This is a genomic window from Paenisporosarcina sp. P5_A11, from assembly GCF_056400705.1.
This window is the reverse complement of record NZ_JBFUKT010000063.1, coordinates 1-16813: the sequence shown is the minus strand read 5'-3', so window position 1 is coordinate 16813 and position 16813 is coordinate 1. Positions and strand designations below refer to the sequence as shown.

9 protein-coding genes and 1 pseudogene are annotated in these 16813 nt (G+C 38.2%); 1 reads left to right on the top strand and 9 read right to left on the bottom strand.

The annotated features are described in order from the left end of the window. Nucleotides 1–74: 74 nt before the first annotated feature. The 4 genes from AC1DOS_RS10625 to AC1DOS_RS10610 all read right to left on the bottom strand — a co-directional run bounded on the left by AC1DOS_RS10625 (nucleotide 75) and on the right by AC1DOS_RS10610 (nucleotide 7258). Nucleotides 75–1160 carry a HupE/UreJ family protein gene (locus AC1DOS_RS10625; protein WP_477537476.1) on the bottom strand — a complete coding sequence of 362 codons (1086 nt, stop codon included), beginning with the start codon at nucleotides 1158–1160 and terminating at the stop codon, nucleotides 75–77. 216 nt (nucleotides 1161–1376) lie between these two features. Further along, nucleotides 1377–4541: a discoidin domain-containing protein gene (locus AC1DOS_RS10620; protein WP_477537475.1), complete on the bottom strand. Its 3165-nt coding sequence runs from the start codon at nucleotides 4539–4541 to the stop codon at nucleotides 1377–1379. Nucleotides 4542–5787: 1246 nt separating this feature from the next. After that, nucleotides 5788–5958, bottom strand: coding sequence for a peptidoglycan-binding protein (locus AC1DOS_RS10615; RefSeq protein ID WP_477537474.1), 171 nt, complete (start codon nucleotides 5956–5958; stop codon nucleotides 5788–5790). 361 nt (nucleotides 5959–6319) lie between these two features. After that, nucleotides 6320–7258 carry a helix-turn-helix transcriptional regulator gene (locus AC1DOS_RS10610; RefSeq protein ID WP_477537473.1) on the bottom strand — a complete coding sequence of 313 codons (939 nt, stop codon included), beginning with the start codon at nucleotides 7256–7258 and terminating at the stop codon, nucleotides 6320–6322. A 109-nt stretch (nucleotides 7259–7367) separates the two neighbouring features. On the opposite strand from AC1DOS_RS10610, the gene AC1DOS_RS10605 reads away from it, so the two are divergent. Next, nucleotides 7368–7973 (top strand): DJ-1/PfpI family protein, encoded by a 606-nt coding sequence (locus AC1DOS_RS10605; protein WP_108588122.1) that lies wholly within the window; start codon nucleotides 7368–7370, stop codon nucleotides 7971–7973. Between the two features lie 171 nt (nucleotides 7974–8144). On the opposite strand, the gene AC1DOS_RS10600 is transcribed toward AC1DOS_RS10605, so the two are convergent. The 5 genes and pseudogenes from AC1DOS_RS10600 to AC1DOS_RS10580 all read right to left on the bottom strand — a co-directional run bounded on the left by AC1DOS_RS10600 (nucleotide 8145) and on the right by AC1DOS_RS10580 (nucleotide 16351). After that, a complete protein-coding gene (locus tag AC1DOS_RS10600; protein WP_477537472.1) occupies nucleotides 8145–9617 on the bottom strand; it encodes a polysaccharide deacetylase family protein in 1473 nt (490 codons plus the stop codon). A 225-nt stretch (nucleotides 9618–9842) separates the two neighbouring features. Further along, nucleotides 9843–10715 carry an anti-sigma-V factor RsiV gene (gene rsiV, locus AC1DOS_RS10595; RefSeq protein ID WP_199224101.1) on the bottom strand — a complete coding sequence of 291 codons (873 nt, stop codon included), beginning with the start codon at nucleotides 10713–10715 and terminating at the stop codon, nucleotides 9843–9845. A gap of 25 nt (nucleotides 10716–10740) precedes the next feature. Further along, entirely contained in the window at nucleotides 10741–11226 is a 486-nt protein-coding gene (locus tag AC1DOS_RS10590) for an RNA polymerase sigma factor (RefSeq protein ID WP_477537471.1), read from the bottom strand. A gap of 504 nt (nucleotides 11227–11730) precedes the next feature. Further along, nucleotides 11731–11823, bottom strand: a pseudogene (locus AC1DOS_RS10585) (DUF3916 domain-containing protein); the annotation flags it as partial. A gap of 457 nt (nucleotides 11824–12280) precedes the next feature. Next, nucleotides 12281–16351 carry a S8 family serine peptidase gene (locus AC1DOS_RS10580; RefSeq protein WP_477537477.1) on the bottom strand — a complete coding sequence of 1357 codons (4071 nt, stop codon included), beginning with the start codon at nucleotides 16349–16351 and terminating at the stop codon, nucleotides 12281–12283. Nucleotides 16352–16813 lie beyond the last annotated feature (462 nt).

The window sequence follows — 16813 nt, the reverse complement described above, 5'->3', positions numbered from 1 at the left end:
GGTTAGACACGCAATAATAAAAAAGAGCTAGCAAAAATACCGCTAACTCTCGTATTGATCAATACATGGCCTAATTACAATCTTTGAATCAACCAATAAAATGCCAGCACAAAAATAAGGCAAGACGTTGAGATCATCATTTTACGATACCATGGGAACCTTCGYAGCCATAGCAAGACGGGAAGTAATAGGCAWAGGAACATGAGCTGGCCMGCTTCCACACCTAAATTAAACGYMAGGAGTGAGCCAATCAGATTGCTCTTTGGAAGTCCCGTTTCGGCCAAAGCCCCGGCGAAGCCCATGCCGTGAATCAGGCCAAATAAGGCCGTCARWAGCCACCGCCATTTCGCCTTTTGAACAAACATATTTTCYACTGCCACATAACAGATCGTCAGGGCAATCAAGGCTTCGACCCAATGCGAACTGACCTGAATACGGTCGGTGGCCACCAAGAWTAGTGTTATGCTGTGGCCGATTGTAAAAGCAGTAACAATTTTCAACGCATCCTTGAAGCGAGATGCGATTAATACTAAGGATAACAAAAACAGCAAATGATCGTACCCGGTCAAAATGTGTTCGATTCCAAGTACAAAGTATTTCCATAGGACAGATCCAATTTCAGGCTGGGGAAGGTCTTGGGGAAGGTCCTGGGAAAGGTCCTGGGAAAGGTTGATCAGAATATCTCTATTAGTGCTATCAATCATATCCTGCTGAAAATATTCCCCTGCATGGACCATGAGTACACTCGTATGAGCAGGCGCATCGTCAAACACCAGATCGTAATGAAGATTAAATTGTTCGATTTCTTCATCGGCGATAAACGTCAGTTGAATTTCCATGCCTCTTATGGCACCCTTTTGCGCCATGTTCATCGAAACCAATTCCATCGTTAAGGGCTTCGAATCCGCATCTATGCGAAGACCTTTCTGTAGATAGGATTCGATTTTTTGCGTGGCCAGTTCATCGTTCACCAGATTATCCAAGTCAGTACCGAATTGTGGGAACAAGTCTGTTTGTTCAATAAAAAGATCATAGAGAATCTCGTTCCCTTCAATGTTTAAATCCGAGTAATTCATATCTATGGAATGCGCAAGCGAAGTTGGGGCAGTTCCAAAAAATAATAAGATGATAAACAATGACAGGAATGAACGTCGAATCATAATGGGACCTCATTTCATAGAAAGTGGAGAGAAAAGATTTACTTTTCTCTCCTTATTATCTGGTGCTATTGCAAAATCTTATTGGCGATCCAAACTAAATCCGCAAAATTAATCTTGTCGTTATGATTGATATCTGCATCTTTAACTATGTGCCAATCCTCACTTGTAATGGTCTTTACCGTGTCCAGCGTTCAATAAATTCTTTTAAGTTAGAAGCTAATTCTTTACAGTTTCTGTTTCAAGGACGCTAATCTCCGCGGCCGTTGCCCAGCCGTTAACACCCGCCGTTGCTTCGAGCTTGACATATGATGCATCTGTCGGATCAAAAGTTGCTACTTTCTCCGCATTGTCGTTTGCCCAAGTTCCGCTTGCAACTTTAGTAAAGGTCACTCCATCTGTACTTACATAAACGTTATATCCTGTAATATTTCCGTTGCTGCCTGATGGCCTTGGTAAATACGCGACCTTATCGATTGGGTAAGTTCCTCCAAGATTTAAGGTGATCGATTGAGGGAGAACATCAGATTTATCCCACTTTGTATGCCAAAAAGTTTGTGAATTTCCGTCAATCGCCATGGATGCTGAATTATTTTCACCAATCGTTTCCTGACTTGTCGCCGTTGCCGTCATTTGAGACTGAGTGATCTTATTAACCGTTACTTTAATGCTTGTTGTCAAAGGGACGTTATTGGGATTTTTCACCCCAGTTGGCAAAGTTACAGTTCCATTGACAGCGAAGGTTTGTGCAGTCTTTACAGTGGGATCATAGTTTGAAGCATCTACATTCCATGTCACTTTGGCTTCTCCCCTGCCTGCATCAGTATCCAAGGATACTGTCTTTGGCAATCCAAGGACGTCCGCTGTCTTCGCCGTTCCGATTGTCAACCCTGTTATGTCAGCAGGCGCAGTGATGCTGTTTAAATTAACACTTTGAGCCTCAATGTCAATGTCCTGCGACGAACGGTTATACATGGAATCGTCGGCAAATACCCTGAGTATATATGGAGTAGTCGGCGACAAATCTGTAAACTTATACTGTCTGTGTTCATCGAATGGTTTGTCTAGCGGCAGTGAAAGGCTGTTAAACGATTTGTCCACTTTCCCGGTGAGCTTGTTGATAAGCTGAATATTATATTCCAAAACGCGCACATTGTCATTTGCTTGCTTTATTGTAAAAGCAAGTTCGTTGTTTTTGTAGGAATCGACCGTAATACCCTCTTCAAACTGCGGAGCTATGAGTTCTCTTATATCGCTCCTGCTATAGGTAAAGGCCTCTTTGCCTTCACCAACGACTTTTACAGAAGGTATGCCTACATATTCATCTGTACTCAAATTATACTGTTTGATGATAATTTTTGAACCGTAAACCTCTATGAAATTCGCGATGCGAGGTGTGGTATGGTATTTGATATACGAGCCTTCTATATATCCTCCGTACGGACCGTTATCAATATAACTGGAATATGAACTCGCACCGCTGTCGAGATACGTAGCCGCACCTTGAAAGTGAGAACGTTCGTCGGTCGGGTCGTATTGTGTATGACCTGACATATATACCACCTGCGAAAAATTATTGTCAGCAATATATTTACCTACATTATTACTTGCCGCGCTGCTCCATGCCGATCCCCACGCGGTTCCGCTTATAGGGTAGTGAGAAGATACAAATATGGGTTTGGTTGGATCGTAATCCTCTTCTTTTCTAATTTGGTCGAGGAAATTGGTGGCTTTACCCACCGTTTTTTCGTTGTTATAATTTCCGTCAAAACCCACAAAATTATATCCTTTTACCTTTACCCTATAAGAATCGTTAAAGAAATTGTTATCGTATGAATTCGTTGACTCGTTCCACGCGCCCGCCGAACCGACAGGAATAAATTGTTCGGCTCCGCCCATATCATGGTTGCCTCTTACCATATAAAACTTCGTATTTTTTAACAAACCCTCATTTGTAAGTTTAGTATGTATGTCTGTCAGATTTTTCATCCATACATATTCATTGGCATTGTTACCGCCGGTAACGTCGCCAGGAATAAAAAGTACGTCGGCCTGTGGGAATAGTCTCAGTTCTGTTCTGTAATCTTTTTCAATGCGCGCGTGTGTTGCGGGATTACCACTGATTTCCGGGTCGCTGTCCACAATCATATTTAAACCGGCGGGAGTTAATGTTTTATTGCTTTTTTGATAGATGAATATGGCATTGTTTAGTTCACGTTCGTAATAATTGATGGTTTCCTGTGTATATAATTTTACTTTTTGCGTTGTTGCAACCGAAGTTGCCGTATTCAAAACCTTTTTCAAATGATCAAAATCGGTTTGGCTGAAGCCGTTGCCGAGACCGTCTGCTATTAGTGTATTTGCTTCTGATATTGTGTCGTTAAGTGCATTCACATCTACTTTATTTACAGCGTAACTATTATAATTAGCTTGAACTACATCACTGCTAAATGCACCTTTCCAAACATTCAGATCAGCTATATCGAATGAATTACCGCCATGTTTGCCCAATCCGTCGCTACCTATATTTAATGGGTTCGATGTATCTAAAGACCCGGTCCCCAGCGAAGTTTCAGTCATTTTGTAACCATCAATATACAACGATCCGAGCATTTTATCTCTGTCTACAACAAATGTCACGTAACGCCAATCGGAAGCATTAAACGTGTCGCGCCCAAATTTTACTGATGTGGTCGGGAATCCTAAATTCATATTGACCGAATTGGCTGATGTATAAATCGCCCAGCCTTCATTAGAGCTCTTAGTAAAATCCTTGTTTGATAATATTACCTGATTATTGTTAGTGTCACCCTTATACCAGAAGGATGTGGTATAACTGTCATTACCAAAATTCAAGCTATGCGTTGTACCGATATAATTGCCGTCTCCACTTTCTAAGTGCAGAGCTTTGGTCCCGGGTAATGCACCGTCTACATAACTATAATTTCCTTTCCCTTCCAAGTTCTCTTGATTTGCATCGTCCTTTAAATTATTGTCGAATTTCATCGATGCAATAAGAGGGTTGGAATTTAATACTGCGTTCGTGGGCAATGAAGTTTTTCTGTCACTATTTGATGGTAAACCAACTACAACACGCAATTTTTTACCAATATCACTTAACTTTACGGTGTAGCTTTTGGATGTACCATCCGATTTTACATTAATATATTTATCGCTTATACGTGATTCCTGTACTTGCCATTGAAATGTTAGATTTTTGCCCTTTGAACCTTTACCCTTGATCACACTGGCGGTGATCGTTTGACCGTAAACCGGCTGCATATTGTCGATTTTGACGATTTTGGCGCCTGATGCGCCTGCGGTGGTCGATAACATAACGAATATCATCGTTAATACGATGGAAATGGATATAATTCTTTTCATTACAGAAAACCTCCATACTTTTAGTATTTTAAGAGCCTGTTCAAAAAGCTTGTAAAATTGTGTAAAAAAACAAAACCGTAGCGAAACTCATTGATTATATCGATCATGTCGACGACTCCATTGTGCTGGAGAAGGTCGCCCCTCTTTACAGGGATGGTGGGCATCCTCCTATCGATCGGATGAGAGGAGATTTTTCGTCACGGAAATCCCCCTTTCGTTTCCAATATTGGAACCTTGATTTTCTCCTTCTACTGTTCTCATTAAACTGAAACGGTGCTTTAATCCTGGTACGCCGATATTTTGAAGTTCACCTCCCAGAATAGGGGGAATACATGACAATAGACGGCACAATATAACACAATCACACAAATTACCTCTTGTATAAACAAATAATACACAATCATTATTGATTTTCTGTAAATATTGTGTAAATCATTGTAGATTTACTTTGCTACTTGAAATTTGAGGAGAGAAGCTGAAATGAGATAAACTGAGTTTAAAAAACACATAAAAAAAAGGAAAGTAGACGGCTACTTTTCCTCCAAATTAATCTTATTCACAATTTCAATACCTTCTTTTTTATATTTCTGCAGTACCTTTTCGGATAGATTTGAATCAGAAATAATACGGTCAACCCTTTCAAAATGGCAGACTTATATTTTGTCCCATAAATTCGCAAAACAAAAATCATCATCTTTGCTCCAATTTAAAACAAATTTATAATCGTCTAAGATTATAGGTCTAATTTATGGATTCTACGTTGTTACTTCCCAAAATCATTCCCCCCAAAAGTCACTTTGTTCAACTAAACGGCCCCTTTAGTTGAAGAAGAAATTACTCTAACCTTCGTTAATTACACCGTATCGATTTTGTTTAAGTAGCTCAGTGAACTCGGAAACCACACTTTGAGGATTTTGTGAGATGGCCTGAACAAAATGGATTAATATAACTGGATAAAATTATGCGTTTTATATTCCCAATAGAAGAATAAAATAAGTAATTCCGAAAATAGGAAGTGCAATTGTAGTAATTATATACATAGTCATTTCGCCTTTAGATAGTTCTCTTTTCCACTTAGTTAGCTTAAGTTGCCTACGATAAATAATGCTGGAAATGAATATTAATATAAAAGTTAAATTCTTTATGTTTTCTAAAACGGTAAACAAATAATCGGCTCCTTTAGGGTTTTGCAATAATTTTCTTCATTATATTAAATGACGAGATAACATAAAAAAGACTCTCATATTTAGATAGCAAAATGAGAATCCTTGACCACTTTTAGAGCCTTTTCAGTAGCAGGTCCAAAACTTCCATCCATACTTAACTTGAGCCCCACTTTAATTAAATGCTCTTGTAAATACCTAACAGCAGCACCTGTGTCACCATTTTGCAGATAGCTATTTACTTCGGGTTTCACATAAATCGGACTTCTATTTCCACCTTTAAAGGTACAAAATCTAAATTAAACATACAAAAAGAGCCTAAATTCGCATATGAATTGGGCTATTTTAAAACACCTATATATCAAGCTTTGTTAATGATTAACACTTAATTTGCACTTCGTTTTAACACTTGAATTGGCAGACACACAATTTTGATTGTTTATTTGTTAATACAAGTGCTATAAGTAATGTTGTAACGATTGCTAATTAATTGAAGGGAAATATGAAGAGGCTAGGTGTTTGCACTAAATATTATTAGCGTTGTTCAACTAAAGAACCCGTTAGTTGAATAAGTTCAACAAAATGAGTATAGATGAATGACTTTATTATTGTTTCCTATACCAAATCACGGTATAAATCACTCAATACTAAAATTTTCTTTTTTATTTCAGCTCTTAACTCTATGGGTTCAACTACTTTTGCATGCTTTCCCATTTGTATGAAATAATCAGCCAAAAAGTCTATTTCTGTTTCACTTATTGAACCCTTAATGACTCCATAACCTTTACTGTCTATTGATATTTGATAATATAGCGAAACATTAGATTTATATTTTTCTACTCCTTCTGGTGTTAATTCCACAATAAGCTCATACTCTTTTTTTGTTGTGAAAATGTTAATAATATCATTTAAGTTGGTTTCTTTTAGATTCATCTTGTCATTTCTTGCACTTATTCCGATCTCTGATATCCGATCGCAACGAAAAAGTCTAAACTCCTTCCTAAGATAACAATACGAAGGACAATACCATCTTCCATACTGAGAAAATAATCCAACTGGTTGAATTTCTCTTTTAACCCCCAAGTAAGAAATCCAAAGCGGCTCATTTCCTATTGTCGCAATAAATAGCTCTTTTAATAGGGGACTTTCTTTACTCTGATTATCTATTTTGAAATCAATCTTATTTTTGATTAAATCAATTTCATCTTTCATCTTTCCGTTTAAGTTCAGATAGAATTTTTTGATGATTGAATTATATTCCGATTCAAAAGGTAGGCTAATAAAATGTTTTAAAGATAAAAGAGCAAAAAAGATAGAGAAAGTTTCCTCTTTTGTAAAAGAGACAGCAAGTAGATTTTTTTCTTCCAAAACTTGATATCCTCCATTAGCTCCTACCTCTGAAATTAATGGAACCCCTAAAATACTTAGTTCTTCTAAATCCCTAAGAATCGTTCTTCTTGAAACATTAAATTCTTTTGCTAAATCATCTACCTTAAACTTTTTGACTCGATTAATATACAACCTTAATTCATTTAATCTAATTGCCTTACTCAAAATTTTCACCCTTTTGCTAATTGTGTCATCATTTGTCACTATTACATTATATACTGGAGACAGTATCAAATTAATAGAATTTTTATAATTTAATTAGGAGGGATTAAGAATGAACCAAACTGAGAAAAAAGAGATTTTAATTGTAGTGTTGGAGGAATTCGCTGATTGGGAAATGTCTTATGTAGCAGCTTTTTTAAATAATACAGACAAGTACATCACTAAGATAGTTAGTGTAAGTGAGGGTGTAATAAAGTCAATCGGCGGATTAAACGTTCTTCCAGATTATACCTTAAAAAGTATACCTGAAATCTTTTATGGTTTAATACTAATTGGGGGAAACTCTTGGCGTAAGCCACTAAACAATAACGTCATTCCAATAATGGAAAAGGCACTTACTATGGATATTCCAGTAGGGGCAATATGTGATGCAACAGTTTTTATGGGAGCCAATGGATGGTTAAATGAAATAAAGCATACAAGCAATGATCTTAATGATTTGAAAACTTATGCAAAAGATAACTACAGAAATGAAATGAATTATGTACTAGAGCAAGCAGTTTCTGATGGAAAAATTGTGACCGCAAATGGAACAGCTTCATTAGAATTTGCAAAAGAAATTCTTGAATTATTAGAAGCATATCCTAAGGAGCATATTAATCAACTTTATAATTTCCATAAATTAGGTTATTACGAGGCAGAAAAGACAAATTCATAAAACAAGCAAGTTAAAACCCGAAATTGTCATATAAGTAGCTACAGTCCCATTTTTTAATTCATAACTTCAATGGTGTTGCATAAAACAGTTAAGGTTCTTTTGAAAATTCTGATTTCAACACTTGTGTCAGATTGACCCAACAGCAAGCTCTTGGGTCAATCTTTCAACTTATCATTCTAGTTCTGAAACGGTTACAAACTCATATCCTTCACTTGTTAAATAAGCAAGCACACTGTCTAATCCTTGAGCAGTCGATAAATGAATATCGTGCATTAATACGGTACTGCCGTCATGGACGCTACTTTTCACAGACGTTAAAAGTTGAGCAGCATCACGGTGTTTCCAATCGAGTGTATCTACATCCCACAAAACAACGGGTAATTGCATCACGTTTAACATGTCATCCTTGAAAGCACCGTAAGGAGGACGAAAAACTGTGGGTGCTTGTCCAGTGGCTTGTTCGATGATGTTATTTGTCCTTGAAACTTCTTTTGTAATCGAATCCGTCGCCATCTTCGTTAAGTTTGCATGGCTCCAAGTGTGGTTGCCGAGCTCATGGCCAGCAGTCAACACATCGTTCGCGATTTCCGGGTAAGATTCTACTCGACTGCCTAGCATAAAGAATGTTGCTTTTGCATCATACTTCGCTAGAGTGGCAAGGATTTGCGGCGTTACTTTTGGATCTGGACCATCATCAAACGTTAGGGCGACTTGCTTCGCACCCTTTTCTACAGGTTGAACAACAACTAGATTTTCAGACGCATCACTGTCATCCGGTTCTTCTATCGGTTCTTCTCCTGCTTCATCTGAAACTTCTTCAACAGGAGGTTTTGGTAATACTTCTTCTACATCCAGTTTATAAGGTGCTACTAATTGTTCAGTTAGCGCAGCAAGTGGCACAGCAATAACCGGTGCACCTGCGGCACCACTAGCGATTTCGTACTCATCGAAATATAGGACGAGCGAATCGTCTATGAGGGCAAAGTTCTCGAAGTTGCTCCACTTCGGTTCGGTAGCCAACATCATATCTTCTTTTAGGACTCTATTTGTTAAGCTTGGATCTTTCTGAATGCCATCTCGTACAAGTGATGAAAGTTTTACAAGCTTAGATTCGTCATGTCCAAATAAATCAGCAATCTCAATAATTTCACCTGACTCTGGGTCAAAATGAATGGTGTTAAAACTGTTAAAACCATTTGCACCGCCTAAATACGTTCCGGAAATCATAACTAATGAATACGATCCGGATGCATGTGGAAATGTTTCGAAAGCAATGTTCAACTCTCCAGGAGTCGTACTATCGATTCGCTTATTTTCTTCCATTGCAATTAAATAATTATCCCGTTGTTCATCTATGTATTTTTTGACACGATCATTAAATGAGACTACTTTACTTTGTGGATACTGAATGGCATAAGGAGAATAGTCATCGTTTTTAACTTCAGTTGTAATAAGTATTCCAGGAAAAGCTGATTCTATAGTCGACACATCTTTTTTTACTTCTGGGCCGTTGTTTGTATTTTGTTTTGCATCGCTCTCTTTTGAGTATCCGAGAAAAGTGAGGGTCATACTCAGAAAAACAATCATACTGATACAGGCAACATCAATCCAGGGTCCGCGTTTCTTACTTTGGGATCTGGTCATTATCTCTGATTCTCCTTTTGTTAGTTATACGGCTTGAACGTAATGGTACAGACGTGAGTTCATAAATAGGGGAAAGACCTGTGCAACTCGAAATCCTAGCCGCCTGAGGTTTTGTGAACACCTCAGGCGGCAGTTCGATTGCAGGTTGGGGCAGGACTTGCCAGCTATTTAGCAACACATCTAGGAAGTCTGATTGCGATTTGAAAAATGATGACTTTTAGGTGACTATTTAATGTAGTGGTTGCTGACTAAGGCATCCGAAAGAATATCAGATGGAATAATAAATTCAATAATGCCCATAGCCCCAGGAGCAACTTCATATTTATCAAAGGAAATGACTAATTGATTGTCTTTATTAATATAAAAGTTTTGTTTGCTACTAATCTTATCAAACAATCCAATCGTCGTTTCATCCCCTTCATCTCGAAACCAATATAACTTGTTTTCGTCATGTTTCATTTGTTCTTTCATTTGTTCTTTTATGTTCTCACTAATCAAATTAATATATGTTTCATCTTTAAACAGTAGCGGAAGGGTTAATAAGATTTCTTTTTTCTTATCAATGGTGTCATATGTCATGGTTGTAGATGAAGATCCAACGGTATTCACTACGTACCTTCCAATCGATAAAATATTATCCGTGTCTGTCTTTACTTCATAGCCACTATCTATGCCTAAGTGACCTCCATTTTCTTTTTTCATCTCGTCCATTTCTTTCGTAAACGTATCATAGAGTTGTTTGTTTTCGTTCAAATATTTTTGATTTAAACTATTTTCAAGGTCCTTGTTTTTCAAGTTAGAAACAGCAGGAACCTTTAAATGTGCCTGATAAGTTTTTTCATCTACAGTGTATTCAGTAAATGTCAGGACATCCACTAACGTTCCAACAATCGGAACATCCGACAATGTTTTCGCAAATGTTGGACTACTATTTATGGAGAGAATAAAAATAGCAGATGCTGCTAAACCAATTACTGATTTAAATGGAAATTTTCTTACGTTAGAACGACTAATGGCGTTCGCTACGATGAAATCCAAATTATCTGGGATCGGGATGTTCTGGTAATCAGATTTTAATTTTTCTAATTTTTTATCCAATATCATTTTCCTCCTAAAAATAAGATCATGCGATTTGAATTCGGAGTAATTTTAGAGCTTTGGTTAATCGTGTTTTAATTGTATTTGGGTTTTCGTTTAATATTTCTGCGACTTCTTCTATTTTTAAATCTTCAAAATAGCGAAGAATAATCACACTTCGGTATTTTAGAGAAAGAGATTCTAAAGCTCTTTCTAGATCAATATTTGAATACTGATTTTCTACTCCATCAGCGTATGACTCAAGTGCTTCTTCATCAACAAACATTAACTTTTTCTGTTTTTTTAAAAAATCTAGTGATGTATTCACTACTATTCGATAAAACCAACTTTTTATATATTGTTCACTCTTTATGTGTCGTTTTGATGAAATGGCTTTTTGTATAGAATCTTGTAGTATATCTACTGCATCATTTTCATTTTTCACATAACTATACGCTAATCTATAAAAAGCTTCTTTGTTATCGGTTATACATTCTACAAGTTTCTTTTCTATGTGCAAATTCCCCTTCATCTAAAAAGCTCCTTTCTTAGAAGGTGTTCTATAAATAAGTCGTATTAGTTTAAAATAGTTTTAATTATATAAAATAGACTTCAACAAAACAGTTCTACTTATGTTTTCTTGCTATGAAGGTTAGCAAGGGTGTTCTTAATCTACGATAAAAGGGACTTCCTTAAAAAGGGAAAATCCCTTTTATCATAGATTTGAGTAACACAAATAACTAACATACAATATGTATTTTATAAAATCATATTATTATTGCTGTTGAACAGTTAATTGTGCAGATTACTGAGTGTTTTCGATGATGTTGATGCTAAGGTTGTCCCATATGCACTCATTAAAATTGTAGCTGATGCGATTGTTCCGAATATTTTTTTGTGTTTAAATATTTCATGATTAAAATCTCCTTTGTGTTGTTCAATATTCTAAAACCTTTACATATATTAGACGAATAAAGTAAGTAAATAGTTTTGATAATTTTTTATTTATATTTTTCCAATTCCCTGTTATCTTCTGAAAATCGGAAGGGAACTCTTTTGTTTCTTCCTCAATTCGATTAATCATATCCTTTGTTTTTCTTCGTAGTCCTCGTACCTTTTTATTACGCATTTCTTTCTCCTATCTATCATCGGTTTATTTTATATTTATTCAATTAACCTCCCTCTATAAACATTGATGTATCTACAGCTTGCACCAACAATCAGGGCTATTGAACAGATAACCACAACTACTACTATTACAAGATATTTCTCAATCTCATATTTATATCCTAATAAGAATAGTAATCTCACGGACTGAATAAAAACACCGCTAAACAGAAGATTCCCTGTTTAGCGGTGCTTTCGCTTTGCGTACTATGATTGAGTTGATTTCAGCATAGCATTATAGATTTTTTCAATTACTTTAACGGTCGTAAAAATTTGATAAAAGAGTGCTACAAACATTGATTTTACAATAGAGGATTTTGTGAGAAGGCCTGAACAACAAAAAGCTTGTCTTATGCCCTGGCTCACTATCAAACTCAATTTTCACACTCTTACCAGTAACTAAATGAAGATCTTCGGTGTTAACGTTGCGATAGTTTGTGCTTGAATTTTGCTGTTACTGTTACTGTCTTTGAAACTTGATTGTTCGCAATATCGGTTGCGACAACTGTAATTTCGTTCACACCATTATCAAGCAAAATCCGCTTCGAATACTTGCCGTCAACAATTGCTGCCTCAAAACCATTCACTTGGACTGATTTGAGGTTGACATCTGAAACCGTCCCTTCGACTGTCACCGTTTCACGATTCGTCTTATCTCCGTTTTTCGGATTGTCGAGTGTCAGTTTAGGATTGATCGTGTCAAGCATGATTGTAACTGGCGCAGATTTACCTGTTACTTTACCACCCATCTTCGACACAGCGATCATCTCATTTGCACCTTCAACGAATTCCATTGGGATAGCGAATTTTCCATCATCACCAACTACAGTAGAACCTGCCTCTTTTCCGTTATGCATCAATTGGATTGTCGTCGATGTAGACGCTGCTCCTTTGATTACCCCGTTTTTCTCATTAGTACTAAAGCCTTGTACTGGTGATGTAATAACCGGTTCAATCACTTCATAGATGACACGAGCACGGATCATGAAGTTTCCTTCGCTTGTAAGAGAAGGTGTCCATGAACCTGCATCAAATTGATAGTTTCGGTTAGAGTTCCGGGTATTTGTATCTGACGCAAGTCCAGGTGCATTCGATCTACCCTGTGTCTGAACATAGACCATGTAGAAATCGCTATCAACTTCAATATTGTATTCTGTCAAATCAACGACTGTCCATGTACCGTCACGTTTTGCTTGCGCGCTAAATGGACCAGCCAGTTTCTTACCGGGTGCACCATCTGCACCTGTTGCATCCCACACCTCTACTGCAAAAGCAGTTCCACCAGGTCTAGGCCAACTCTCATCCGAGAAGCGGAAGACGCCATCGGATACGATTGCAGATTCTTTTCCAGCAGGAAGAGTCATTTTCACTCCCCAAGCATTTCCAGCTGCAAAAAACGCATATGCATTTTCTTCTGTTCCATCATCATAGCCAATTTCCCCACCTGGGTACGTATAATACGGCTCAAGCTCAAGATCCAGTGCCGTATCGTTGCCGATTGAAATGGTAGTTCTCTGACCACCGTAACCTCTTGCAAACACTACAAGCGTATAGTCCCCCTCATAAGCAGTGATGGAATAGTTACCATTTACATCTGTCACTACAGGTGTGATATTTGCATCTTCAAGGAGAAGTAATTTCGCTCCTTCGATTCCTTCACCTGTTGATTTGTCTGTAATTGTACCGCTAACCGTTGCTTTTGGCAGTTCTTCTAATATGAAATTCGCTTGTGTCGATTTATCCGCCTCGATTTTAACGGTTTGTTCTTTAGATTGGAATCCGTAAGCTTCTGCTTTCGTAGTAAAAGTACCTATGCCATGAATTAACGAATACTTCCCGTCAGCAAGGTTTGAATAGACTGAACGTCCTGTTTCAAGTACACTCACTTGTGCTCCAATTGGTAAGACCATCGGGTTGAAATTCCCTTCGCCTAGTGTTGTTTCTTTTTCAGGCAATGCGGGTTTTATTTTTGTTGGGTCGATCGCTTCTTCGAATAAATCTTTCCCTTTCTCTGTAATCACGGGATTTATATTGTTTGGTTTTTTGACACCATCAAGACCACTTTTTTCGGTATTCAATTTACTCCCTTTGTCACCTTGTTTAGTCCCTTTTGATATATGTGATGTATCAACTAAAGAGACATCATCGATATACCAGCCATCCTCTTCAACGTTTCCATCAGAAAATCCATTGAACCCGATATAGACGCGCTGACCGCTATACGCTGACAAATCGACTTCCGTCTCAGACCAAGCACTTGATCGACCTTGAATCTTGAGTAGTTGTGTCCATTCCTTCTTATCAGTGGATATGAAAACATGTCCGTAATCATAAGCTGCCCCTGCTGATGATTGCTCGAATTCATTCCATTGTTTGAATTGCAAGTAGGCATTTCCTTCAGGCAAATCCATTGGAGGCATAAGGAGTGTTGCGTTCATATTACTCCCATACGGACCTTCAAGATTTGTGGCGTACACTTTTTCACCAGATGCAGCTTTACCAGGGCCGGATGTCGGTACACCCCACTCCCAAGTATCCATTAACCCAAATGAAGTCCAACCGATTGGTGTCTTCTCAAAATTTTCGAAATAGCCAACTGTAATAGCTGGTTTCACTTCGATTGTGTGATTTTCACTTACTACTTCGTTATTCCCGAAGTCATTGATTGTCCATTTGTAAGCGATCGAATCACCAGCGATTTCCTCACTTGGAATCGTTGCTACATATTCTCCGGACTTATAATCTCCAGACTTCTGAGAGGCATTCACTGCTTTCCATTCTCCGTTTGCACCTTGGTAGTTCAGTACGACGGATACTAAGCTAATATTGTCACTCACTTTGATTTTCAAATCGAGATCCATTCCTACATATGTAGCTATCGGCGCAGTATGAGTGAATGTTGGGGCTTCTTTATCCTCCCCTTTTTTCGCCACTTGGCCTTCAAGCTTTCCAAGACCATTAATGATTGCAGAAACAGACATATAAGCGTCGACAAGTCCATATCCATACCCATCGTTCGGAGTCTGTGGATATTCAATATCCGTCAACGGGACTGCCGTATCTAAAAGAATCTGTTCCATTTCATCGACTGTTACGTTCGCGTTCACTTGGCGGAGCATTGCCGCTATCGCCGAAACTGCCGGACTAGCCATCGATGTTCCATTCCAACCGCCTTCATAACCACTCCCCGGGACTGCTGAACGGATGTTCGCTCCAGGTGCAGAGACATCTGGTTTAATTTCCGAATACGGTGATGGACCGCGTAAGGAAAAACCTCCCACTTTATTGTCAATGTCGGTCGCACCAGTTGCAAATGATTCCGGATAGTTACCCGGAGATGCTACTGATCCTGGTCCCCCAGGGTTATATATCGTTGTATTTCCAGCTGCAAATCCAGGAAATATTTGTGCAGCGCGCCAGTTTTTAACGACGTCGCGATACCACTCATCAAGACCAGCACCCCCACCCCATGAGTTATTCACAACATCTGGTGCCATGTCGACACGTGAATTGCCATTTGCATCTGTCGGGGCCAAAATCCATTGCGCTGCTGCCAATAGATCACTATCTGATCCCCCATCCGCTGAAAATGCTTTGACAGCAATCCATTTCGCACCCGGTGCTACACCAATTTGGTTAGAACCATTTGGCTCGCCACCTACCATCGTACCGGTAACATGTGTACCATGCCCCTGGTCATCATAAGGTGCTGCTTGTCCTGCAGTCGCATCAAACCAGTTGAAATCATGATTCACTTCACCTGTCGCTGCATTGTAGCCGCGGTATTTCTCTTTCAATGCAGGGTGATCCCATTGGACACCTGTATCGATGCTCGCGACGACTGTTCCCGAACCGTCAATACCCATGTCCCAAACTTTAGGGGCATTGACCCTGTCAACATTCCATTCTACATTGGCAATTTGGGAATCAGGTGTTACTGCATTTTTGGTTTTCGTTGTATATAGTTCCCGTGTTTCATTCGGTAGAACTTTTTCAACTTCAGTGAATGTCGCTATTTTTTGCGCCACTTCTTTTGTAGCTGTAACAGCCATTCCGTTGACAATGTAATATGACGTAATATCTTTAGCGTTCCCTGCCTTCACTTGCAGATCCAAATACTGTTTTACATTTTGTTGCGATTCAAGAGATGTCATTTTCAATTCAGATACAACAGCGGAACGTTGCATGAGCTGTGATTTTTTTGCCGAAAGTTTTGCATTACCGGCATCTTGTTTTGCTTGCTCTGCTACTTTTTCCGCGTCTGCACTCTCTTTAAATTTTATGAGAAAAGTAACTCTGTCCTCTTTTTCGAATGTTTCTAGTAAACTACTGCTCAACTTGTTCCCCGAAAGTACGTTAGAGTCATTTAATGATTGGTGCAGTTTTTTATTTGGTTCCGCAGTTGCTATTCCCGGTACAATTAAGGAAAGTACCATGAGTAATGTCGCAACAATGTTGAACATTTTTTTTAGATTACCTTTCTTTTTCATCTTCAACTTCATTCTCCTCCAATTTTAATTGCGACAGCGTCCTACTTCTTCAAGAAGTCCATAAAAAAAAAACCTGCCCCCTTTCTACAAATTAGTGTAGGTACTCAATGGTGTCTGTTGCGAAATTCTCGTTGTTATTACTTAACATAGCATAATATAATAGTGTTTTTTGTCGAAATAAGACTGATTATTCAAAATAGGTAGTTTATATCCAGTAAACTCTTTACGTAATATAACCAAACTACCATTGAGTTTGCACAATACTTTAAGGAATATCGACATGATATTATAAAAGATGGATATCCTGCACTACAAGATCGTTATACTGGGTTATCTCAGGACGAATAGACCAGGCAATTGATGAATTTAGTTTGTAATAGGGATTGCCAAAACGTGACCTACATAGTGAGGTTATCATTCTTCTAAGTAACGATGTGGATGGTTATTGCTACTTTGCTACTT